This window comes from Luteimonas sp. A277 (genome assembly GCF_054052045.1).
This window is the reverse complement of the sequence record NZ_JBSVRG010000006.1, coordinates 108898-132117: the sequence shown is the minus strand read 5'-3', so window position 1 is coordinate 132117 and position 23220 is coordinate 108898. Positions and strand designations below refer to the sequence as shown.

General features: G+C 68.2%; 22 protein-coding genes. 9 read left to right on the top strand and 13 right to left on the bottom strand.

Annotation, left to right across the window (positions count from 1 at the left end):
- The first annotated feature begins 41 nt into the window (after positions 1–41).
- A complete protein-coding gene (locus ACW7G2_RS07610) occupies positions 42–836 on the top strand; it encodes an undecaprenyl-diphosphate phosphatase (protein WP_456974363.1) in 795 nt (264 codons plus the stop codon).
- A gap of 74 nt (positions 837–910) precedes the next feature.
- Positions 911–1720, top strand: a complete 810-nt coding sequence (locus ACW7G2_RS07605; RefSeq protein WP_456974361.1) for a DUF4377 domain-containing protein — start codon at positions 911–913, stop codon at positions 1718–1720.
- Positions 1721–1787: 67 nt separating this feature from the next.
- On the opposite strand, the gene ACW7G2_RS07600 is transcribed toward ACW7G2_RS07605, so the two are convergent.
- From ACW7G2_RS07600 to ACW7G2_RS07555, 10 genes are all read right to left on the bottom strand, one after another.
- The gene (locus ACW7G2_RS07600; protein WP_456974517.1) at positions 1788–2408 is read right to left on the bottom strand and encodes a YbhB/YbcL family Raf kinase inhibitor-like protein; all 621 of its coding nucleotides are present in this window, start codon (positions 2406–2408) and stop codon (positions 1788–1790) included.
- A gap of 24 nt (positions 2409–2432) precedes the next feature.
- Positions 2433–4508 (bottom strand): tetratricopeptide repeat protein, encoded by a 2076-nt coding sequence (locus tag ACW7G2_RS07595; RefSeq protein ID WP_456974359.1) that lies wholly within the window; start codon positions 4506–4508, stop codon positions 2433–2435.
- Between the two features lie 56 nt (positions 4509–4564).
- Complete coding sequence (locus ACW7G2_RS07590; protein WP_456974357.1) at positions 4565–5569, bottom strand: YheT family hydrolase; 1005 nt, start codon at positions 5567–5569, stop codon at positions 4565–4567.
- A gap of 1 nt (position 5570) precedes the next feature.
- Positions 5571–6389 carry a lysophospholipid acyltransferase family protein gene (locus ACW7G2_RS07585; protein ID WP_456974355.1) on the bottom strand — a complete coding sequence of 273 codons (819 nt, stop codon included), beginning with the start codon at positions 6387–6389 and terminating at the stop codon, positions 5571–5573.
- Positions 6386–6748 carry a hotdog fold thioesterase gene (locus ACW7G2_RS07580; protein WP_456974515.1) on the bottom strand — a complete coding sequence of 121 codons (363 nt, stop codon included), beginning with the start codon at positions 6746–6748 and terminating at the stop codon, positions 6386–6388. The genes ACW7G2_RS07585 and ACW7G2_RS07580 overlap by 4 nt, the downstream gene beginning before the upstream one ends.
- A gap of 208 nt (positions 6749–6956) precedes the next feature.
- On the bottom strand, positions 6957–7136 hold the full coding sequence (locus ACW7G2_RS07575; RefSeq protein WP_456974353.1) for a hypothetical protein: 180 nt from the start codon (positions 7134–7136) through the stop codon (positions 6957–6959).
- Between the two features lie 265 nt (positions 7137–7401).
- Positions 7402–9372, bottom strand: a complete 1971-nt coding sequence (locus ACW7G2_RS07570; protein ID WP_456974351.1) for a phospholipase D family protein — start codon at positions 9370–9372, stop codon at positions 7402–7404.
- A gap of 13 nt (positions 9373–9385) precedes the next feature.
- Entirely contained in the window at positions 9386–9964 is a 579-nt protein-coding gene (locus ACW7G2_RS07565; RefSeq protein WP_456974349.1) for a YceI family protein, read from the bottom strand.
- Positions 9961–10437: a SixA phosphatase family protein gene (locus ACW7G2_RS07560; protein ID WP_456974347.1), complete on the bottom strand. Its 477-nt coding sequence runs from the start codon at positions 10435–10437 to the stop codon at positions 9961–9963. The genes ACW7G2_RS07565 and ACW7G2_RS07560 overlap by 4 nt, the downstream gene beginning before the upstream one ends.
- Positions 10438–10453: 16 nt before the next feature.
- Positions 10454–11086: a nucleotide-binding protein gene (locus ACW7G2_RS07555; protein ID WP_456974345.1), complete on the bottom strand. Its 633-nt coding sequence runs from the start codon at positions 11084–11086 to the stop codon at positions 10454–10456.
- A 111-nt stretch (positions 11087–11197) separates the two neighbouring features.
- On the opposite strand from ACW7G2_RS07555, the gene ACW7G2_RS07550 reads away from it, so the two are divergent.
- On the top strand, positions 11198–12682 hold the full coding sequence (locus ACW7G2_RS07550) for an AAA family ATPase (protein WP_456974343.1): 1485 nt from the start codon (positions 11198–11200) through the stop codon (positions 12680–12682).
- Positions 12683–12869: 187 nt separating this feature from the next.
- A complete protein-coding gene (locus ACW7G2_RS07545) occupies positions 12870–13643 on the top strand; it encodes a hypothetical protein (RefSeq protein ID WP_456974341.1) in 774 nt (257 codons plus the stop codon).
- A gap of 28 nt (positions 13644–13671) precedes the next feature.
- On the opposite strand, the gene ACW7G2_RS07540 is transcribed toward ACW7G2_RS07545, so the two are convergent.
- Positions 13672–14676, bottom strand: a complete 1005-nt coding sequence (locus tag ACW7G2_RS07540; protein WP_456974339.1) for a hypothetical protein — start codon at positions 14674–14676, stop codon at positions 13672–13674.
- Positions 14677–14755: 79 nt separating this feature from the next.
- Positions 14756–16459: a gamma-glutamyltransferase gene (gene ggt / locus ACW7G2_RS07535; RefSeq protein ID WP_456974337.1), complete on the bottom strand. Its 1704-nt coding sequence runs from the start codon at positions 16457–16459 to the stop codon at positions 14756–14758.
- Positions 16460–16616: 157 nt separating this feature from the next.
- Here ggt and ACW7G2_RS07530 point away from each other — a divergent pair, with 157 nt between their 5' ends.
- From ACW7G2_RS07530 to ACW7G2_RS07515, 4 genes are all read left to right on the top strand, one after another.
- Complete coding sequence (locus tag ACW7G2_RS07530) at positions 16617–18530, top strand: hypothetical protein (RefSeq protein ID WP_456974335.1); 1914 nt, start codon at positions 16617–16619, stop codon at positions 18528–18530.
- A gap of 164 nt (positions 18531–18694) precedes the next feature.
- Positions 18695–19360 (top strand): ankyrin repeat domain-containing protein, encoded by a 666-nt coding sequence (locus ACW7G2_RS07525; RefSeq protein ID WP_456974333.1) that lies wholly within the window; start codon positions 18695–18697, stop codon positions 19358–19360.
- 91 nt (positions 19361–19451) lie between these two features.
- Entirely contained in the window at positions 19452–20447 is a 996-nt protein-coding gene (locus ACW7G2_RS07520) for a hypothetical protein (protein ID WP_456974331.1), read from the top strand.
- A gap of 53 nt (positions 20448–20500) precedes the next feature.
- Entirely contained in the window at positions 20501–21220 is a 720-nt protein-coding gene (locus tag ACW7G2_RS07515; protein WP_456974329.1) for an ankyrin repeat domain-containing protein, read from the top strand.
- An 18-nt stretch (positions 21221–21238) separates the two neighbouring features.
- Here ACW7G2_RS07515 and ACW7G2_RS07510 read toward each other — a convergent pair whose 3' ends face one another.
- Complete coding sequence (locus ACW7G2_RS07510; protein ID WP_456974327.1) at positions 21239–21865, bottom strand: tetratricopeptide repeat protein; 627 nt, start codon at positions 21863–21865, stop codon at positions 21239–21241.
- A 248-nt stretch (positions 21866–22113) separates the two neighbouring features.
- Here ACW7G2_RS07510 and ACW7G2_RS07505 point away from each other — a divergent pair, with 248 nt between their 5' ends.
- A complete protein-coding gene (locus tag ACW7G2_RS07505; RefSeq protein WP_456974325.1) occupies positions 22114–23211 on the top strand; it encodes a hybrid sensor histidine kinase/response regulator in 1098 nt (365 codons plus the stop codon).
- Positions 23212–23220: the final 9 nt, after the last annotated feature.

Below are 23220 nucleotides of genomic sequence, written 5' to 3'. Positions count from 1 at the left end.
CGCGTATCCTTGCCGGCCAACAAAAAAATATACCCGCCGCCGTGTCCGACCTGTTTGCCGCCCTGCTGCTGGGCATCATCGAAGGCCTTACCGAATTCCTGCCGGTCTCCAGTACCGGGCATCTGCTGATCGCCCAGCACTGGCTGGGCCCGCGTTCGGACTTCTTCAACATCGTGATCCAGGCCGGCGCGATCGTGGCCATCACCCTGGTGTTCCGGCAGCGGATCTGGGAGCTGGCCAGCGGCCTGGACCAGCGCGCCAACCGCGACTACACGCTCAAGCTGCTGGCGGCTTTCGCGGTTACCGCGGTGGTCGGCCTGCCGGTACGGCTGGCCGGATGGGAGCTGCCGGAAACGGTGACTCCGATCGCCTGGGCGCTGGTGATCGGCGGGATCTGGATGATCGTGGCCGAGCGGGTGGCCGAGCGTCGCGGCGACCGCACCGACGTGACCTGGACGGTGGTGGTGCTGGTGGGCCTGGCGCAGGTGGTGGCGGGCGTGTTTCCCGGCACGTCGCGTTCGGCGGCAGCGATCTTCATGGCCATGCTGGCCGGGCTGAGCCGGCGCTCTTCGGCAACCGAGTTCGTGTTCCTGGTGGGCATCCCGACCATGTTCGCCGCCAGCGGCTACACCTTCCTGGAGCTGTGGCTGGACGGCGGGCTGGGCGATGAGGCCTGGGACGAGGTGGGGCTGGCATTCGCCGCCGCTACTGTCACCGGCTTCCTGGTGGTGAAGTGGCTGCTTGGCTACATCAGATCGCACCGCTACACCGGGTTTGCCGTCTACCGGATCATCCTCGGTGGGCTGCTGCTGATGTTCATGCCGGCCGGCAGCTGAAGCGCGCGCGTTGCGGGTAACCCCACGCGGCGCCCTGCTACGTTTGCCCCTTGGACCCCTTCAGGAGAACCGCAATGGCCCGACGCCTGTCCCTGTTTCTACTGCCGCTTGCCCTTGCTGCGTGCAGCGCCCAGCAGCCTCCTGCCGAGCCCCGGCAACCGCCGGCGCCGCAGCCGGTCGCTGAAACTTCCGCCGCTCCCGGCGCCGCTGATCTGGGCGCCTGGCACTGGCGACTGACGGACGCGGTGGATGCGACCGGCAATCGCATCGACGCCCTGTTCGCTGATCCCGGGCAGCCACTGCAGCTGGATTTCGACGAAGGACGCGTGGGCATTTCCGGCGGCTGCAATCAGATGGGCGGCTCGTACCAGTACGAAGGCGCCAGCCTGCAGGTCTCGCAGCTGGTCCAGACCCAGATGGCCTGCGCGCAGCCGCTGATGGACCAGGACGCCGCAATCAGCAGTCTGCTGCAGGACGATCTCGTCCTGGCCACGGAAGACTCCGACCCGCCGCGCATGGAACTGACCGCGGCGGACGGCTCACGGCTCTCGTTCCAGGGCGAACCGACCGCCGACACCCGCTATGGCGGTCCGGGCGAGCGCATGTTCCTGGAGGTCGCCGCCCAGCGCCAGCCGTGCAGTCATCCGCTCATCAATGACATGCAATGCCTGCAGGTGCGCGAGCTGTCCTACGACGATGCCGGCCTCAAGAGTGGCGAGCCGGGCGAGTGGCAGCCGCTGTACGAGGAGATCGAGGGGTATCAACACCAGCCCGGGATCCGCAACGTCGTTCGCGTGTACCGCTACAACCGCGACCCGGTTCCCGCCGACGCGTCATCGATCGTGTACGTGCACGACATGACCGTGGAATCGTCGCAGGAATAATGCAAAACCCGCCGTCCTTCCCTGTCGCACTGCGAAGGAAGAGGACGGCGGGTTGGGGTGTTCCGGCTCAACTGGTGCCGTGCAGCTTCGGGTGCAGGCTGTAGGCGCCGTAGATCGCCCCTTCGGCCAGCACATGGCCGTGCATGGCGCGATGCACATCGGCCGCGGTGAACTCCGGCGACAGGTCCAGGCGTTCCGCATCCAGCGCAAACACGCGGAAGAAGTAGCGGTGCATGCGCAGGTCGTTGCCCGGCGGGTAGGGGCCGTCGTAGCCGTGCCACTGGCCACCCATGTCCGGATCACCCTTGAACCAGCCGGTGTAGTCGTTCAGCCCCTGGCGGGAACCTTGCGGCCCAGGCGGGTTGCTTTTGCCGGGTTTGGTGATCCCGTCGCTGGCACTGCCGGCGGCGATTTCGCGCACATCGGCGGGGATATCGGCCATCACCCAGTGCACGAAATCGGTGCGCGGCTGGTCGGCCGGGATCTCCACCCCTTCCTTGCCCACCATTTCGGCCACGGTGGGCACATCCGGATCCACGCACACCAGCACGAACGAACGGGTCCCTTCCGGCACGCCGTCCCAGGCCAGGTGCGGATTGCGGTTGCCGCCGAAGCCGTCCGGCGTGCCCATGGCGAACTCCACGGGCAGCGGCCCGCCGTGTTCGAAACTGTTGCTGTGGATGCGCATAGTCATGTCACCTCCGATGGATCTTCAGGATGCCGGGTAGCCCAGGCGAATCGCGACCGGCGTGAGCACCGCGAAGGGCTCCTCCAACACCTTGGCATATTTGCGCCAGTGGCCGGCATCGAAACGGCGGCCCTGGAACAGGTTCCTGGGCGGTTCCGGCAGCTGCAGGCCCAGCGTCCTGCTCAGCTCGGCACCCAGCGCGGCAGGCTCGTTGGCGATGTCATCCACGCGCAGGATTGCGTGCTGCTGCAGGTTCTGTTCCTGCAGCACGGCCACGTGCTCCAGCGCCCCGGCCAGCCAGCGTGCGGCCGCCATCGGCGTACCCAGCCGCATCGGCACCGGCGCGCCAAACGCCATCCAGTTGAGCAGCATGTCGCGCGGATCGCGCAGGGTAAGCAGGACCCTGGCGTGGGGCACCTCGGGCCGGATCATGTCGAGCAGCGCGTTGTCCCACCACAGCAGCCAATCGATCAGGGCGCCATCGACCGACAGGCCCCGCGCCGGCAGTGCGGAACGCCAGCTGGTGGCTACTTCTGACGGGTCCAGCTTGCCGGCTGCCAGGTCCGGAATCGTGTTGATGTTCTGCAGAAGATCCTGGGGAGGCCGGCCGCTGATGCGATCAGCGCGGAACAGCGGCACCACGCCATCCAGCAGGCGGGCCACGTATTCGATGGCCGTGCCCGGCAGTCCGGACAGGAAGATCGCGGCGGGCGCATCCGCGGCAGCCTCGCCTGCCGGCCTGCGCGGCGCATCAGCCGGCCCGTGGGGCAGCAGCGGCACCAGTCCATCCGCCACGCTGGCATGCAGCTCAGCCCAGATCTTTGCCGCCGCCTCGTGTTCTCCGGCTTTGTCGCTGGCCAGTGCCAGCCAGCCACGCACCACGCGCTTCATCTGCTCCGAGCGCGGAATCTGCTGCAGGCTCTGCGCTCGCTGCAATCCTTCCTGCGGATCGCGCTGCATGAGGATGTCCAGCAGCCTTCCTTCCGCACCCACGTTGCCCGGCTCAAGCTCCAGGATGCGGCGCAGCGTCGCCTCGAAGGCCTCCGCCTCTCCGGCCGCACCGTGCAGCGACAACAGCGCCTCGTGCGCGGCGATCGAAGTGGGGGCTGCTTCCAACCAGCGGTCCACCAGCGCCCTGCGAGTGACGTGGTCCTGCTCAAGCGACAGCCTGGCCAGCCACAGCTGCTCGACCTGCGGTGACGTGGCGAGCGCCGCTTCCAGCGTATTGATGGCGTCTTCAGCTGCGCCAAGGCGGCGCCAGGCCTCCATCATCATGTCCAGGGTCTTGGCGTCTGCCGGCATGCTGGCCAACACGGGGCGTAGCCGTTCCAGAGCCTGCTCGGGCCGCTGCATCACCAGTTCCATCTCGCCGGCGCTGCGCAGCACGCTGCCGGGAGCGCTGGCGCCGTCCGCGAGCAGCGGTTCCAGCTCGGCGAGCGCCTCCTTCGGCCGACCCTGGCGGTACATCACCTCGGCCAGCAGCTGGGGCAGCGAAGCTCCACCCAGGCCGCGCTCTGCGACACGACGGAAGGTCTGCTCGGCGAAAGCAAGATGATTGTTCTCCAGATAGGCAAAGCCCAGCGCATAGAGCAGCTGCGGATCGTCGGGAGTGCGCGCCTGTGCCGCAGTAAGAATAGACAGCGCGCGCTCGGGCTGGCCCCGGCGCAGCGCCACCATGCCCTGGACCGAGGCCAGCGAGGGATGGTCGGGCGCAATGCGCGATGCCACGCGCACCAGGCGCTCGGACTCGTCCAGATCACCCCGGCCTACTGCCAGCTCCGCCTGCACGACGTAAGCGTTGAAGCTGTTTGGATCAAGCTCCAGCGTGCGCGCAAGCGCCTTCTGGGCCTCATCGATATCACGCCCACCCACCAGGAACCCGGCGCGCTGGAAATGCAGCCCCGCGTCGTCCGGGGCCAGCGCAATCGCACGGTCGATGCTCTCCATCGACGCGTCCTCCTCGCCCGTGGCGCGCTGTGCCAGCGCCAGCATGTGATGGGCACGGGGGTCGGTCGGGTTGGCTTCAACTGCGGCCCGAGCCGCGGCAAGTGCTTCAGCATCGGCGCCACGGCGCAGGGCATCGAGAATGTGTTCGTACATGAAAAGTCTGTCCGGTGGTGGCGGGCCGCGGGCGCGGCGGGCCATTGTAGCGAGCGTCAGCCGGCCCCGGTGGCGGCCCGCTCCAGCCGCGTTGCCATCCAGCGTTCTGCGTAGCCGTCCAAGCGCGCGTTTTCGATAAAGCCGCAGTGTCCGCCCCAGGGCACGATATCCAGCTTGCCCAGCGCCGGCAGTCGCAGCGCCCGGAAGCCGTCCACCGGAATGACCGGATCATCCTCGCTGGTCAGCATCCACGCCGGCAGCTGCAGCGCCGACAGGCGTTCGCCGGCAATCGAGTAGCCGTCGAAATAGGCGTCCAGGCTGCCAAATGCGGTGTGCTGCAACACCAGCTGCTCGGTCAGCTGGCGCATCCCCAGCTTCAGGGTGGCATCGTCGTAACCGTGCAGGTCGGGGAACAGCTCGCGCTTGTGCACCAGCGAGCGCCGCCATTTCGCCTCGAAGTGCCGCAGGTACAGCGGCATGCCCTGCTCCATCTGCACCAGGGTCAGGGCCGGATCGAGTACCGGGCACACCGCGGCGACCCCTGCCAGTTGCAGCCCCGCGCCCGGCGCGCGCAACGCCAGCCGCAGGGCGAAATTGCCGCCGAGCGAATAGCCGCCGGCCAGCATCGGCCGGGCCGGAAAGAGGCGGGCCAGGTCCAGCGCGGCATGCACCACTTCATCGATCAGGTTGGAGTGGAACAGGTCGGGATTGAGATGGTGGGAATCGCCGTGATCGCGGAAATTGAGCCGGAACACTTCGAATCCGCGCTGCAGCAGGTCGGCCCCGGTCAGCGACATGTAGCTCGATTCGGCGCTGCCCTCCCAGCCGTGCAGCAGCAGCACCAGGCCGCGCGATCGAGCGCCGGGAATGGCGCTGTGCAGGCCCTGCAGGCGCACCCCGTTGCCGCCATCGAGGATATGGCTGGTGGTCAGCGCGCCGGTGGATGCCAGCTGCAGCGCGCCGCGGCGCCGGCGCCACGCGCTGGTGCCAAGGAAGGACTGGACATGCGCACTGCGCAGCCAGCGTGGAGGTGCGAAGTCCACTCGTTCACCGGGGGCCATGTCAGTCATCCAGACCGGCCATGGCGGCCACGATGCGCTCGCGCGCCATTTCGGCCAGGCGCCGCCGCTCGCCCGTTTCCCCTGCGGCAATCGGCTCCAGGAACATCACATCACCCACCCGCCCAGGCTCGCCCAGCAGACGGAAGAAGTTACCGGCAAAGCTTTCACCCGGGGCGAAAGCCACCACGGGCTGCGCGCTGCCACCCTCGCCGTAGCGCAGGGCCACCGGCTGCACCGGCACCCCGGCTTCCACCGCGGCGGTGAAAATGCGGGCGTGGAACGGCCCGATCTCATGCCCGCCGCGGGTGCGCCCTTCCGGAAACACCGCCACCGGGCGGCCGGCCCTGAGCCGTACCAGCATTTCCTCCAGCACGCCGCCCATCGATTCCTGGCTACCCCGCCGATGGAAGATGGTTTCCCCGCGCGCGGCCAGCCAGCCAACCATCGGCCAGCCGCGGATCTCCTGCTTGGCCACGAAACCCATCATGCGCTGGCTGTGCATGGCCAGGATATCGACCCAGCTGACATGGTTGGCGACGAACATGACCGCACCCTCGAGCGGCGTCCCGACCCGGCGCAGCCGGAACCCGAACACCCGCATCAGTCCGCCCTGCCAGGCGCGGATCCCGCGATGGCCGAGCGGTTCCCCGCCGGGAAGGCGGATGCGCGCGGTCAGCGGACTGAGCAGCAGCAGCAGGATTGGCAGGTGCACCAGCAGGTGCCACACCAGCATCGGCACGCGGTACCCATAGCGCAGCGCACGCAGGGCGCGACTGCCGGCCCCCGGGGCGGCGGCAGTGGAAATTCGTGACTGGCTCATGCGGGCAGCGGCACCACCGCCAGGGTCAGGCGCGACACGCAGACCAGGCGTCCGGCGTCATCTTCGATCCGGATTTCCCAGACCTGGGTGCTGCGGCCCGCGTGCAACGGCCGCGCCGTGGCGGTCACCGTGCCACTGCGCACGCCGCGCAGGTGGTTGGCATTGATCTCGATGCCCACGCATCCCTTGCCCTCGGGCGCCGCCAGCATTCCGGCGGTACTGCCCACCGTTTCCGCCAGCAGCACCGACGCGCCGCCGTGGAGCAGGCCATAGGGCTGATGGGTCCGGGCGTCGACGGGCATCGTCGCGCGCACGTAATCCTCACCAATTTCGGTAAAGACGATTCCGAGCGGCTCCATCGCCGTGTTGCGGGAGCTTGCGTTGAGTGCTTCGAGCGTGGTTTGGCGCCGGAACGGCGACCTGCGCTGCGCGCCTGCAGGCGCGGCTGGGGAGGTAGGGGTATGGGGCTGGTTCATGGACGCCACGATACCCAAGCTTCGGCTCCACCGGCCAGCACGCCGCGCAAAAAACTCCGCGCCCTGCGCCCGACCGGGAGCCGGATGAGAATCAGATCAGGCGAAAGCGCGGAGCGGCCGAACCGCCGGCGTAACGGCGCTTGTGGAAGTAGCCGCTGCTGTTGCCGTAGCCGATACCAAAATCCCGGGTGCGGGGTTCGGGGCGCGCCGGAGGAAGCAGGACCGGGCGGGTAGAGGCGACGAGGCGGCTGGAATGGACGTTGACGTTCATGGTGGCTCTCCTTGGATCTGTTCTGGTGGGTTGGTGCTGCGGTGTATTGGTAGACTACTACACCTAGACGAGGCGCCATGTGCCAGAAGTCATGGATGGCGAAAATATTCTCCCTGGGCAGGATTGGGCTAACAGGTCGCGGGGGCCGGGTACCGGGGGACATTCGCAGCGAAGGCCTGCCGGCCGCGACGGGACCCGTCAGCCCGCTGCGTCATAAAGCGAAGGAGAGGGGCATTTGTCTACCGACCCCGCCTCCTATCGGCCTCTACAGAATCGGCACCAGCCCCGCCCCAAACGCAGTAGTGATCCGCGTCATGATGCTGCGCCACCCCAGGTTGACCTCGGGGAAATCCCCGACAGGCTCGTGGCACTCCCGGAACCCAGGATCCCCCGGCAAAGGCGGCGGCAGCGGACACTCCGCACTTGGCACGAACTGGTAACTGGTCGCATAGCGCCTGGGCCAGAAATCAAACACCGGACTGCTCTCGAACGCCTTGTTGAGCGAATAGCCCAGCCCCGACAGCACCCGCGTCCGGTCACGCGGGGCGATGGCCCAGGAGTTTTCCGGGGAGATATCACGGCGGATGCTGTCAGCCAGCGCCTCGGCAAAATCCGCATCCGCAATGATCACCGCGCTCTCGGTATTGAGGTTGTCGCCACGCGGATCGAAGTTATGCGTGCCCACCACCCCGATCCGCCCATCCACCACCAGCGACTTGGAATGCAGCCCCACCCGTACCCCGGCCCTGCGCAGCGGCACCGGCTGGTTGACGCCGATGCCCGCCCAGCGCAGCGCCGAATACTCCCGCTCCAGCGGCAGCCGCGGTGCAGCCGGCCCGTCCTCGCCCTGCCACTGCGCCTGCCGCTGCGCCGGCTGCGGCCGCACCGTGACATCGGGCCCCGCATCGCGCGTCTGGATCTGCACCGTACCGTCCGGGTTCCAGGCGATGTCCACCGCACCGGTGGCATCCACGTCCACCGGCGCATCGAGCGGGAACGGCTTGTATTCATAGATCCGGAAACCGAATTCGCGCAGGTGCCGGCGTCGGTACTTGTACGACATGGCGTAGGTCAGGAACGCATCGGTGGCCGCCAGGCTGTTGGTGGACACGATGATCTTCGGGGCATCTTCGCGCGCATGCAGGCTGCGGAACAGATCCCGCGCCGGTTCCGACAGCACCAGGTACGGCGTCTGCAACAGCACCTGGTCGCGCGCGCCCTCGATGACCTCGCGCATGCGCATCGTAGCGGGAGCCTCTTCTTCCCAGGCGGTCCGGTGCTTGTCTGGGAGGTCGGCGATGAATTCCACCTCACCCACCGGCAGCACGGCTGACACCAGCCGCGTGGCCAGCAGCTGGGCGTCATCGGCATCGCGCGAGATCGCGGCCACGCGCGCCGGCATGCGGTATTCGGCGGCGGACAGCGCGGGCGCCCCTGCGTCCAGCAGGTGGCGGGCCACGTCCTTGAGCTCGGCCAGCGGCGAGGCCCAGCGCGAGTGCCAGAACGCCTCGAAATTCTCCGCCATCGCCAGCGTCGCCGGCCCGGCGACCAGGATGTCGCGGTCGCGGAAATTGTAGGTGTCGTCCCAGTCGAAATAGGTGTCCTGGTAGTTGCGCCCGCCGGTGATGCCAACCAGGCCATCCACCAGCAGGATCTTGTTGTGCATGCGCCGGTTGAGCTGGCGCCAGCAGCATGCGGCGGCAAGCACGTATTGCGGATAGCTCAGCTGCGCCCGGCCGAGGACCGGGTTGTAGATGCGCATTTCGAAATTGACGTGCAGCGCGGCCAGCGCCGCCAGCGTGTCCACGTAGCGCAGCGCCGACAGTTGATCCACCAGCACCCGCACCCGCACGCCGCGTCGCGCCGCGGCCACCAGCTCGTCCAGGACCAGCCGGCCCGAGTCGTCCTCGTCGAAGATGTAGGTCTGCAGTTCGATGCTGCGCTGTGCGCTGCGGATCAGGTCCAGGCGCGAGAGCAGCGCGTCCTGGCCGTAATCCATCAACAGCACATAGTGGAGTGGATCGGCCGGCGCGCTGCCGGCATGGGCTTCGACCCCCAGCGCGCGCAGCGGCGAAGGACGCGCGCAGGCGGTGTCCGGCTGGTCGCAGTCGACCCTGGCCTCGCGCGCTTCGCCGGCGATCTGCACCGCCTGCGCGCGCTGCAGCTCCGACAGCCCCGCGCATCCGCCCAATGCCGGCACCAGCAGGGCCAGCAACAGCCATCGCCACATCACCATCGCCACATCCGGCTCATGGCGTATCCGGCTCGCGTGCCCACAGGCTGAGGTGGAAACGGACCCGGTCGCCCAGCGCCAGTCCCCAGCGGTCCATGCCGTAGTCGCTGCGGGAAATGTCGCCCTCGACCACCACCGGGCAGTCCAGAAGCGGCTGGTCGCAGGCCGCGGGCAGGATGGTGAACACTTCCTCCCGGCGCAGCCCGCGGATGCCCACGATCCCGCCCAGCTCCCCCCCTTCAAGCAGCAGCTGCGGGGAGAAGGGATCAGACTGCATCTCCACCACCGGCCAGCGCTGGACGTGGAAAAAACCATCCCCGCGGGTCAGCCGGGTATGGCGCGGCTGGTCGATGATCTCGACGCTGGTCGCATCCAGGACCATGCGTACCTGGCGCTCGCCGCCGGGCATGTCGACCACAACGCCGCGATAGGACGGAAACACGCCTTCCAGGTGCTGGCCCCAGCGGGTGCGCAGGACAAAGCCCACCTGCGAGGACTGTTCCTCAATTACCAGATCCGCACCGCCTCCTGCCCCGGCCGGAAACGGCAGGAGCATCGGAAAGCAGGCGATCAGCAGCCAGGCACGTCCGGTCACGGACACCAGAAGGCGGACAGCGCGGCGGCGCCCGGTTCCACCGGGGCGCCATCGGCAAATTCCAGCACCGCAATGCCGGCCGGGGGCATGCCGCGGAACTGGCTCGATTGGCCGCTGTTGAGCAGGGCCACCAGCCGCTCCAGCCCGGGGTTGTGGCCTACCACCAGCAGGCGGTCGACATCGCTGCTGGCTTCCAGCAGCCCCACCAGGGTGCCGGGCGTGGCCTCGTAGATCCGGTCCTCCAGTCGCTGGTCCACGTAGCCCAGCAACGAGAGCACCGTTTCCAGGGTCTCGCGGGTCCGCCGGGCCGGTGAATACAGCACGCAGTCGGGCACCAGCCGGCGCCCGGCCAGCCACTTCGCGGCGGCCTCGGCCTCGGCATGTCCATCCGGCGACAGCGGCCGGTCCAGGTCGGACTGGCCGGGAAGCCCCGGCTCAGCGTGGGCATGACGCAGCAGGATCAGTTCGCGCATGGCTTGCAACTCTCCGTCATCCCGGCAACCAGTCAAGCAGTGGCTGCCAGTCTTGCTGGTGGTCACGCGCCTTGCGCGACTGGTAATCAAACAGGCTCCGGCCCAGGCCGGTCAGCACCACGTAGGCCTGGCTGTCACGCAGTCCGGTCACGGTGGGATAGGGCCATTCGGCAATCGCTTCCATCGCCCGCTGCGAGGCGTTGGTCCACGGGCGCAGGCGGTTGCCCACCAGGCCCACCGGCAGTTCGCCGCTGCGCACCCGCGGGTGTTCGATCAGGCTGTTGAGGAACGGCACCGTGGCGTCGATATCCAGCGTGGACGGGAGCACCGGCACCACCACCGCATCGGCGTTGTCGAGCCACACGGCGAGGTCCGCGCCCATCGCGCCGGCCCCGCCATCCACCACGACCTGGTCGGCATCGCCGGGCAGCGAGTTCCACACCGACTTCTGCCGCCGACTGCCATCCAGCGCCAACACCGCGCTGGCCATGTACGAGCGGCGCTGGGCCCAGCGCATCGACGACCCCTGTGGATCGGCGTCGATGAGCACCGAGTTCAGGCCGGAAAGCGCCGCGTGGGCGGCAAGGTGGGTGGCGATGGTGGTCTTGCCCACCCCGCCCTTGGAACTGGCCACCAGAACCGTTTTCATGCGCGCGAAACCCCGGCCGGACAGATCAACCGAGAGTACACCGGGGCGACAGCGGCGGCGAGGCCGGGGTCTGCTATCTTCACGCGCTTGCCCACCTCCGGCCTGTCGCAAATGAGCCAACTGCAGGACCTTGCCGCGCTGATCCGCGCCGGCACCCCGCTGATCATCATCGAAACCGCGGACGAGCCGCAGGTCGTGGACATGTTCCGCCAGACCCTGACCCGGGTGTGGCGGGCCATGTACCGCTGGACCATCACCGAGGGCCTGCGACGGGTTGATCTGGACGGCGAGGACCCGGCCGAAGTGGCCGCCGACGTCGGCACCACCCTGCGCACCATCCGCGCGGCCGACCAGCGCGGGGTCTACCTGCTGCTGGATTTCCACCCCTATCTGGATTACGCCGGCAGCCAGCGGCAGATGCGCGACATCCTGCAGCGCCGCGACTGCCTGCCGCACACCCTGGTGCTGGTGGGCCACAAGGTTGAACTGCCGGCGGAACTCGAGGCCAAGGCGGTCCGCTACCGCCCGCGCCTGCCCGATGCCGTCGCCCTGCGGCGCATGGTCATGGAGCAGTCCCAGGCCTATTCGGCCGAACATGGCGGACGCCGGGTGGAGAAGGACCCCGCCGCGGTAGAGCGCATCGTGCGCAACCTGCAGGGGCTGGGGCTGGGTGACGCGCGCCGGATCGCCCGCCAGCTGATCTTCGACGACGGCGCCCTGGACGAGCGCGACCTGCCGCAGCTGGCGAAGCTGAAGTTCGAGCTGCTCAACCGCAGCGGCCACCTGCATTACGAATACGACACGGCCCAGTTCAATGATGTGGCCGGCGCCCGGCGCCTGAAACGCTGGATCGAGCAGCGCCGGCGGGTGTTCACCGAAGCGGATCCGCCTGCCGGACTCGACCCGCCCAAGGGCATGCTGCTGCTGGGCGTGCAGGGCTGCGGCAAATCGCTGCTGGCCAAGGCCGTGGCCGGCGGCTTCGGCGTGCCGCTGGTGCGGCTGGATTTCGGCACCCTGTACGCCAAATACCACGGCGAGAGCGAATCCAACCTGCGCACCGCACTGGCTTCCGCCGAACAGCTTGCCCCGTGCGTGCTGTGGATCGACGAGATCGAAAAGGCCATCTCATCCGGCGGCGAAGGCGACGGCGGCGTGTCCCGGCGGGTATTGGGCTACCTGCTGACCTGGATGGCCGAGCGCAAGTCGCCAGTGTTCATCGTCGCCACCGCCAACCAGGTACGCGACCTGCCCCCGGAGCTGCTGCGCAAGGGCCGCTTCGACGAGATTTTCTTCGTCGACCTGCCCACCCCCGATGTGCGTGCCGAGGCGTTCTCGCTGCATCTGGCGCGGCGCGGCTTCGATCCGGCCACGTTCGACCTCCCAGCACTGGCCGATGCCGCGGAGGGCTTTTCCGGGGCGGAGATCGAACAGGCGATCGTCTCGGGCCTGTATGCGGCCCACGCCGCCGACCGGCCGCTTGACGCTGGGCTGGTGCTGGAAGAGATCAATGCCACCCGGCCGCTGTCGGTGGTGATGGGCGAGCAGGTGAGCGCGCTGCGGGAATGGGCCTCCGGCCGCACCGTTCCGGCCGACTGACACGAGTCCTGTCTAAGGCACCTGCTGCACCTGCGCCTGGCCATCAACCACAGAAAAGACGAACACATACGTGAGCCGCAGCGGCACGGGCTCGATGCCGGCCATCATGCCGCACCCCTGATCCGGCCATGATTTCCGGCAATGCAGCCTTGGCATACTTGGGCCACGACAAACGCAGGAAGCGCCCATGATCAGATCCCGCTGCATACCCGGCATCGTCCTGGCTGCAATGGCCTGGACCACGGTTGCCGCCCAGGAGCACCGCGTCGCGCCGGGCCCGGACTGCATCGATGCCCGGGGGCTGGTCGACGTGCACCAGGCCGATGCCCACACCCTGGCGATGCGTGCCACGGACGGCACCCGTGCCTTGGTGGAACTCGGCATCGACTGTCCCGGCATCGTCACCGGGGCCAACGTGACCACGCTCGGGCACGGCGGCTGGCTGTGTGGTGCGCCCGGCGAAGCGGTGCGCTCGGGATCGCGGAGCTGCCCCATCGCCATCGTGCGCGTGGTCGACACCCGCGAATACGCGGAAGTTGTGCGCAGGGCCCGGGAAGAGCACATCAGCACGTTCGACCCGGTGGTGGTCTCCGCACCGCGACAACGCGGCTTCGTGGGCACCACCGACTACTGCCTGCGCGTGGACGCCCTGCGCGGCTGGCAGGAGGACGTTGCCGGACTGCGGGTGGAAGTGTCTCCCCGCCGCGCGGGCGGCAACCGCCATTACCGGATCGAAACCGACGGCGGCTGCGGCAACATGACCAATGCGGAAACCCTGCGCCTGGTGTCAGGAATGGGGTTGGGCATGGTCTGCGGCAATCCGGGAGACCGGGTGGTGTTCGATCGCGCGCAGCCACCCGCCGCCGCGGGCGTGTCCGGGTTTCCCAGGCCGCTGATGCAGGGGAACCTGGCGTCGCTGCATGGCTGCCGGATCAGCCGCCTGTATCCCATCGATCGCTGATAGGCCCTGCACGCTTTGCCGCGAAAGATTACCGGCCTGGCTGCCAGCCAGCCGGCGGCTCAAGCGGCACGCCGGCCTCGGCCAGGATGCGTTCGATCAGGTCGTGCTCGGTGCGTACCTGCGGGTCGGCCAGCAGGCGGACGAACTGGGGAACGCCATCCCGCTCCTGCGAACTGGCGATCCGCCCCCACTCCGACATCTGCCAGTCCATCCGCCGCCGCAGCGCCTGCGCTTCGGCACGCTCCGACGCGTTGCCGGCCATGCGCTCAAGCATGCCGATGCCCAGCATGCGTCCCAGACTGGTATCGGAAAACCCGACCAGTATCCGGGCGATATGTGCGCAGTCGGCAGCACGTGCGGGCACGGACCGCAGCGCAGTGCCATCTCCGCAAGCGTAGGTGAGCGGCTGCAGGGACGGGATTGCCACCGCCGCCCAGAGCCCCATTGCGCTGTCGGCGGCGAGCTCTTCCACCGTGCCGCCCTCCCCCATCAGCACGCTGCGCTCCGCCGCACTGGGCGGATGCCGCAACAGGGCCGACTGGATCCATCGCACCTGGTCATACATGTGCAGGTCGAAGCGGCGCAGGTCGCGGGCCCTGGCCAATGCCATCTCCGCGCCGCCCTCAAGCAGCAGCAACGGCGCGATGTTGTCGGGCTCTGCCTGGGCCCAGCGCCGTGCGGCTTGCTCACGCAGTACACCGCCTGCCTCAGCGCCCATCATCAGCATTGAACTGGCGATCACATCGGTGCCGGCCTTCTGCGCCGCCGCCTGGCGCCAGCCCGCGGTGGTGGCGTCCCCGCCTATCCGGCCCTCGGCATCGATGTTGGCCATGTCCTGCAGGATCGCCGCCAGCGCAAGGTCACGCGGCTGGCCGCTTGCGGCCAGGAGCACGGCGGTGCGCTGCTGGTAGTTGCGCCACACCCGCTCGGCGGCAATCGCCTGCACATCCACCTGGCCGGCAGGTACGGAAGGCTGCTGGGCCTGAAGCGGCAGCGAAACGGCGAACAGGAGAACAAGCAGCGGCCTCAACATGGATCGGATGCTCCGGGCAGGACGGGGATGGGCGTCATGATGACAACGTTCGTGTGAGCGGTCGCGTTGACCTGCTCGATCAGTACCCCGCCGCCTGCCCATCCTTGCGTGACTCACTCGCGCCGATCCAGCCGCCATACGGATTGACCCGGATGGCCTGGTAGCCGCCGTAGGGTCCATCGGCAAAGCGCACCGAGTGCCCCATGCGCATCAGCGCGCGCACGGTCTCGTAAGGGAAGCCGCTTTCCAGCTCGATGCGGCCGCCGTCGGCCATGGGTTCGTTCTGCCCCACCGGCTCGGCCGAGCCGTCGTGGTGGATACGCGGCGCGTCGCCCGCCTCCTGCAGGTTCATGCCGAAATCGATCATGTTGACCAGGATCTGCACGTGGCCCTGCGGCTGCATGGCCCCGCCCATCAGCCCGTACGACAGCCACGGTTGGCCATCTTTCGTGACGAAGGCAGGAATGATGGTGTGGAACGGGCGCTTGCCCGGGGCGTAGCCGTTGGGATGGTCATCGCGCAGCACGAACTGCTCGCCGCGGTTCTGCAGGATGAAGCCCAGCCCCGGCGGCGCCATGCCGCTGCCCATGCCGCGATAGTTGGACTGGATCAACGACACCATCATGCCGTTGGCGTCGGCGGTGGTGAGGTAGATGGTGTCGCCCTCGTCGAGCTGGCGCGGCGTACCCGGCTGCACCTGGCGCGCGGCGCGGTCCATCGAGATCAGCGCACCGCGCTCGGCGGCGTATCCCTTCGAGATCAGCCTTGCCACCGGCGCCGGATGGAAGGCCGGATCGGCGTACCAGCGCGCGCGGTCGGCGAAAGCAATCTTCTTGGCTTCGACAAACAGGTGCACATGCTCCAGGCTGCCGAACCCGTATGAGCCGAGATCGTACGGCTCCAACAGATTGAGGATCTGCAGCGCGGCGATGCCCTGCCCGCTGGGCGGCAGCTCCCACACGTCGTAGCCGCGGTAACTGGTGGATACCGGATCGACCCAGTCGCCGGTGTGCACGGCCAGGTCCTCGTAGCGCAGGAAACCGTCGTGCTCGCGGAAATACGCGTCGATAGTGCGGGCAATTTCGCCCTTGTAGAACGCATCCCGCCCGCCGGCGGCAATCTTCTCCAGCGTGTCGGCAAGGTTGGGATTGCGCCAGGTTTCGCCCCGGCGCGGCGCGCGGCCGTCGATGGTGAACTGCGCGCTGAAGCCCGGCCACTTCGACAGCACCGGTACCGATCGCTCCCAGTAGTGGGCGATTACCTCGTGTACCGGATGGCCTTCGCGCGCATAGCGAATGGTAGGCGCCAGCACCTCGGCCATCGGCAGGGCGCCAAAACGCCCGTGCAGGGCGAACCAGCCATCCACCGCGCCCGGCACGCTCACCGGCAGCGGCCCGCGCGGCGGGATCGCGGTCAATCCGCGGCGCTGGAACTCCACGCTGGTCAGCGCCATCGGCGAGCGCCCGGAACCGTCGTATCCATGCAACCGCTGCGTGCGAGGATCCCAGACGATCGCGAACAGATCACCGCCGATACCGTTGCCGGTCGGCTCCATCAGCCCCAGCGCGGCATTGGCGGCAATCGCCGCGTCCACCGCCGAGCCGCCGGCCTTCATCACGTCCAGGGCGATCTGGGTGGCCAGCGGGTGCGAGGTCGCCGCCATCGCCCGGGGCGCATAGACCTCGCTGCGGGTGGCAAACGGCTCGCCGGTGATGCGGTCGGCGGACAGCGCCGGGGCGGAGGCGGCGACAAACAGCAGCCCTGCCAGACAGGATCGGAACATGGGGCAAGACTCCCGGCGGTGTCGGATATCGGACAAAGATACCCGGCGTTGGCCCCGGATCCCCAGCTGCACCTCGGGTACGCCCCAGTTGTGGTGGGCATGTGCGCCCGCCTAGGGTCATGCACTGGAAGCGTGTACCCATGACATGGAGCCGGCCATGAGCGGCAACAGCATCAACCGCGTCAACATCCCCCTGCCGCCGATCGTGCCGCTGCTGCCGAATCTTGCCAATCCGGCCATGCAGGCCGCCCAGCATCTGCTGCGCCAGGCGGTGCCGTACGCACTGGACACGGTGTATCACCCGATCCAGGCGGCTTTCCAGCCGGCCCCGCAGGGTGGCAGCAACGGTCCCAGCGGCGTGAACGGCCCCTATGCACTGCCCGAAGGCCAGAGCCTTGGCCAGGTCAGCAGCGGCACCCAGGCGCAGCCGTTCGACGTCACCCTCTCGCAGCTGGCCACTGCCGTCTACGGCACCCGTGGCGAGCCGCCGGCGGGCTGGAGCGCGGTCAGCAACGACCTGATCGCCGACCGCCTGACCCCAGAAGGGCAGGCGCCGGCTTCCGAAGAGGCAGTGCAGGCCTGGCGCCAGGAGTTCCTCGGCGACGGCACGGTGACCAGCGCGCAGCAGTTCAAGGCCGAAATCTACACCGATGGCGACGGCAACTTCGTGCTGTCCTACCGCGGCACCGCCGAGGGCATGCCCGATTGGGAGAACAACTTCCGCCAGGGCACCGGCTTTGAAACCCACGATTCCAGCGACAAGTTCACCGATACCGCGGTCAATACGGCGGTGGAATTCGCCGACGTGTTCGGCAACGGCGAGGCCGACAGCCCGGCCGACAATCTGGCCATCACCGGCCACTCACAGGGCGGTGGCCTGGCCTCGGTGGGATCGCTGGCTTCCGGCGTGCCGGCGGTCACCTTCGATGCTTCGGGGATCCACCCCAACACGCTCGAGCGCATGGGCATGAGCCCGGAAGCGGCGCGCGAGATCGCCAACAACGGCGGCATCCGCGCCTACTCGCTGGACAGCGACGCCCTGAGCCAGGCCCAGGAAAGCTGGGTCACCGGCCTGGTGGCCCCGGACGCCCTGGGCACCCGGATCATCGTTGAACCCGGCCCGGTCTCCAAGCACACCGTGGTCGAGCGCGCCAGCGAGCTGGAACTCGACAACCTCTCGCCCGGCCAACGCGCGGCCGCCAACCTGCTGGTGGAAACCCTGCGCCACAGCGGTGTGCCGCTGTTCGACCCCGCCGCCGACCTGGCCTACGCCGCACTGAGCCACAACCCCAACGTGCTCACCGCGGCCATGATGGAAGTCGAGCCCTGGCAGGCGGGTTACCAGAACCCGTCAGATTTCGGCCGCGACCTGCAGAACGCGATCCCCGATGCGGTCAAGGATGATTTCGCGCTCAACACCCATGACCTCATCACCGATGTGATCGAAGTCGCGCAGACCGACTTCGCCAACGGCGATTACGCGCTGGGCGGCATGCGCATCCTTGGTGACCTGGGCGAGGGCTTTTTCAACTCCGTCGGTGACGTGGTGAGCGGTTTCGGCGACCAGTTCGCCGATGGCGTGCGCGACCAGACCACGCAGTGGGCAGATGGCTTCCGCGGCGAAGGCCCCTGGGGTCTGGGCGATGGCATCGCGGTGACGATCGAAGGCATCGGCAGCGCCGGTGCCTGGGTACTGGAGAACGGCAGCGGCGCTCTGGAATGGGCTGCCGACGGCGTGGGCAGCCTGTTCGAGACAGTCGCTGACCTGGGCGGGCACGGCGCGCAGCTGGCGGTGGACGGCTTCGTCGCCACGGTCAATGCCACGGTTGAAGGCGTGGGCTACGTGGTCGATGCGGTAGGCACGGGAGTGGACTACGCCATCCAGACGGCATCCGACGGCTGGAATACGGTCAAGGAAATCGCAGTGGACACCTGGGATGGCACGGTCGAAGCAGTCTCCACCGGCTGGAACAACACCGTTGATGCGGTCTCCACCGGCTGGAACAACACCGTCGACGCCGTATCCAGCGGCGCTTCGTGGCTGAACGACAGGATGCCGTGGAACTGGTGATCACCGGCCCCACTGCTGCCGAGCCGGCTCGTCGTTGCGCCGGTCCACCTGTGGCGTCTTGCGGTACCGTGACGGGCAGGCTGTAATCGACTGATATGCGCCAGCTTGCGGCCATCGTCGTCCTTTTCGTCCTCAGCTGCGCCCCGGGGTGCGCACGCCCGCCCATGACCAGCGAACCGTTTGCCAACACCTCAATTTCGCCGCTGGCCGACGCCGTTGCCTCCGGCGACGCCGCCGAAGTCCGCCGCCAGCTTGAAAGCGGTACCAGCCCCGAAACCCCGGGCAGCGACGGCGCCAGCCTGCTGGTGTGGGCAATCGACCGCGGACTGGTCGACGGCGCCCTGGCGCTGCTGGAAGGCGGCGCGGATCCCAATCATCCGGACGCCGACGGCACTACCCCGGTCCACGCGGCCGCCTTCGCCGACGATGCGGCCCTGCTGCGCGCAGTGCTGGCCCATGGCGGGAATCCCAACGTCCGCAATCCGGTCACCGGCGCCAGCCCACTGGCCGCGTCCATCCTCAACCGCAACCCGGAGCCGATGCGGATCCTGCTTGAGGCCGGCGCGGATCCCGATCTGGCCGACCGCAACCAGGACACCCCGCTGCACGTGGCCGCGCGCACCAACAAGGGCGAAGCAATCCTGCTGCTGCTTGAGCGCGGCGCATCCCCGCTGGCCAGCAACGGCCGCGGTGCAAGCTTCCAGCGCCATTACTTCAATTACCGGCGCGAATTGCTGAACGAGCGCGCACTGGCCGAGCGCCGCCAGATCGTGGCCTGGCTCAAGGAAAACGGCATCCCGCTGGAAGCCAACGTGGACGCCGACTACTGAGTCTGGCCAGACAGACCTCGGGTACGCCCCAGCTGTCAGCGCACCGCCTCCCGGGCTAAGTTCGGTCCAAATACTGGAAGAGAGCGGTGCCATGAGCATCCACCTGCAGTCCCCGATGATCGCCGCGCAGGCCTTGCGCCTGCTGGCAGCCACGCCCACGGTTCAGAACCTGCCCGCATCGGTTCTGCCGCCATCGATCAACCAGATGCCCTACCGCCCGGAGCCGTCATGGAACCCGCAGGTGGCCGGGCTGATCGCCCAGCAGGGACAGGGCCAGGGTGCCAACGGGGTGTCCTTCGACGCCCAGGTGCGCGGGCAGGATGCCCAGGCCATCGACCTGGAGCTGATGCAGATCTCCAGCGCGGTCTACGATCCATCCGTGCAGTCGGTGGGCAACTGGAGCCGGGTCAGCGACGCGGACCTGACCGCTGCAGGCATTGATCCGGCCCTGCTGGACAATCCCGAAACCGGGTTCCGCGCCGGCATCTACGCCGACGGCGACGGCAACCACGTGCTCGCCTTCGCCGGCTCCAACGAGTCCCAGGACTGGACCGGCGCCAACCTGCGCCAGGGGTTGGGTTGGCAGGCCGAACAGTACGACGAAGCGGTACAGCTGGCCCAGCTCGCCGCCGGCGCGTACGGCGACGACCTGGTGATCACCGGCCACTCGCTTGGCGGCGGTCTTGCCGCCACCGCCTCGTTCGCCACCGGCAATGCCGCGGTCACGTTCAACGCATCCGGCGTGCACGACAACACCATTCGCAACCTGGGCCTGGATGTGGACGCCGCCAAGGCGGACGCTGCCGACGGACAGATCCGGCGCTACAACGTTGATGGCGACCCGCTCACCACCGCGCAGCAGGACACCTGGGTGGTGAACCACGGCCTACCGGACGCGCCGGGGCACGAGATCACCCTCGACAACCCGTATCCGCCCCTGGACGGCCCGGAATGGACCTGGAACCCGGTCGAGTACGCCAAGCGCGTGGCCGATCACGGGCAGGCCAAGCTGGATCGGGCCGGTGAGCTGCACGGCCAGCAGGGCGTGCTGGATGCGCTGGAACAACAGCGCCCCTGGGAAAGCTGAGACCGGCATGACGGCCGGCACCAACCGCGCGCGGCCTGTGTGAGAATCGGCCCATGCGCGCCGCAACATTGACGATCCTGCTGATGCTGTCCGGCGCCGCCTGCAGCGGAGATTCCATGGACGCCAGACAAGCCTTCCCCGATGACCCCCGCAGCGCCGAACTTGCGGCCGCTGCTGCCACCGGTGATGCCGAACAGATCCGTCTGCTGGTTCGTGAGGGCGCGGACCCGAGGGCCCGCGGGGAAAAGGGCGTGAACCTGCTGCAGCTGGCCATGCTGGCGCAAAGCAAGACCGGCCTGGAAGCGCTGCTGGAGGCCGGCGCAGACCCCAACGCGCCCGGGCTGGGAGGCAGCACGGCGGTCCACGGCGCGGCGATTGCCGATGATCCCGAGTACCTGCGGATCATCCTCGCCGGTGGCGGTGATCCCGACGCCCGCCACGGTGAAACCGGCGCGACGCCCCTGGCCGGAGCGTCCGGCCCGCGCACCGATACCCAGTTCCATATGCTGCTGGAGGCCGGCGCCGACCCCGACGCGGCCGACCGCACCGGCAATACCCCGCTGCACAAGGCGGCGATGATCAACGCCGGCAGCCACGTGCTGGCGCTGCTGGAAGCCGGGGCCAACCCGCAGGCCACCAATACCCAGGGCGCCACCTTCCAGCGCTATTTCTTCAAGACACCGGCTGACCGCCTGAACGATCAGGCCCGTGCCGACCGTGAGACGGTCAGCGCCTGGCTGCGCGAACGCGATATCCCGCTGGAAAGCCCCTAGCCGGCAGCGCTTGCCGGCTTACGGCCAGGCAGGCGGATCCTCGGCCCAGGCGGCGTGCACTTCGGCCAGTACCGCCCGCTCCGCATCGCTCCATTCGGGCAGCAGCGCGGCCAGGTCCGGATTGCTCCAGCGGTCCGGCCAGGTGCGCACAGCGGCCGCGTACCAGTCACGAGCCTCGTCCCGGCGGTCCAGCCGCCACAGCGCCAGGGCGAACGTGGGCGGCACCCACGCCGGCGATTGCGCCCGGCCGGCAGCGGCGCCAAGCCACTGTTCCAGTGCGGTCTCCACTTCACCCCTGCGGTACAGGTCCCAACCGTAGTTCCACTGCACCGAGTTGCGCAGCCATCCGCGGCCGAGGCTCTCCAGCAGCTGGTCGTACAGCGCCCGGCCGGTGTCCGCACGCCCGCTTGCCATGGCAATGTGCGCCAGCTGGGCCTGGGCGGCATTGGCGTTGCGCTCGCTGCGCTCGATCATCCGCAGCAGCCGCTGCTGCGCAGGCTCATCGCTGCCTTCAACCGCGGTCACCGCACGCGCGGTGCGTTCGTCTTCATCGAAATAGAACTCAGCCGGCCTGGGCAGCTGCTGGGCGTGGACAGAAAATGCCGCGAACAGCAGAACGAGGCCGGACACTACAGAAACACGCATGACTTGATGGCTCCCCCAATCCCGAGCCGATTGTAGCGGCGCCCCGGCGCCCTGTCCTCGCCGCCGCCGATACAGCCCGGATGTCGCGGTCACTTTGCGGCTGAGCGATGGGCCCGACGCGGGAAGCGGCACGCGGCCGCGGACTGAAGCGTTCATCGCCCCAAACTGAAACCACCTCGGTTTTTTGAACAACAAAGCCGCCGACATCTGCTACCTTTGCGCCATCTCGTATTCACACACGTGACGGGATGTTCAAACACGGTTCTTCCCCCGGCCGGATCCTCGTCGTTGACGACCAGCCTGGCAACGTCCGCGTTGTCGGTGCCCTGCTGTCACGCAATGGATTCGAGGTACTGTCCGCCGACAATGGACATGAGGCGCTGCGGCTTGCCGCCGATCAGCTGCCTGACCTGATCCTGCTCGACGTATTGATGCCGGACATGGACGGTTTCCAGGTGCTGGCCGAACTCAAACGCGACGAAGCCCTGCGCCGCCTGCCCGTGGTGTGCCTGACTGCTGCCCGCGATCGCGAGCAGCTGCTGCGCGCATTCGATGCCGGCGCCGTGGACTACGTGACCAAACCGTTCCTTCCGGAAGAGCTTCTGGCCCGGGTGAATGCCCATCTCGGCCTGAAGCTTGCCCGCGACCGCCTGGAGCGGGTGGCGCGGGAGCGTCAGGAGCTGGTGAACCTGGTGGCCCACGATCTGAAGAACCCGCTGAGCAGCGTGCTGTTTGCCATCGACATCCTGCGCGCGGATGGGGTTCCTGCGCACCGTATCCCGCGCTACCTGGAAACCATCCACGACAGCGCCAACGATGCCATTGGCTATATCCGCCTGTACCTGGAAACCCAGCGCGCGCAGCGCGAGACCCTGGCGGTGGAAGAGCCGGCGGTGGTAGCCGAAGTACTGAAAGTATTGTCCAGCCGCTACTCGCTCCAGTTCGAGGCCCGCGGCCGCCAGCTGCGCACGTCGGCCCCGCCCGGCATGCGGGCGGCGATCACGCCGATGGTGCTTCGCCAGGTGGTGGAGAACCTGGTCAGCAACGCGATCAAATATGCCCCGGACAGCGATCTGGAGATCGGTTGCCGCGCCGGAGCGCCCGGCTACCTGCAGCTGCTGGCCGAAGACCGGGGCCCGGGTATTCCCGCGGCGCGCCAGCGCCAACTGTTCCAACCGTTTACCCGGCTGCATGACGAACCCGCTGCGCCAGAGGACGTCTCCAGCGGCCTGGGCTTGAGCCTCGCACGGCAGATCATCACCGACGCGGGTGGCCAGCTCTGGTATGAGGACCGCGAAGGCGGCGGGGCGCGCTTCATCATCGAGCTGCCCGCCGCCAAGGACTGAGTCCGGCCC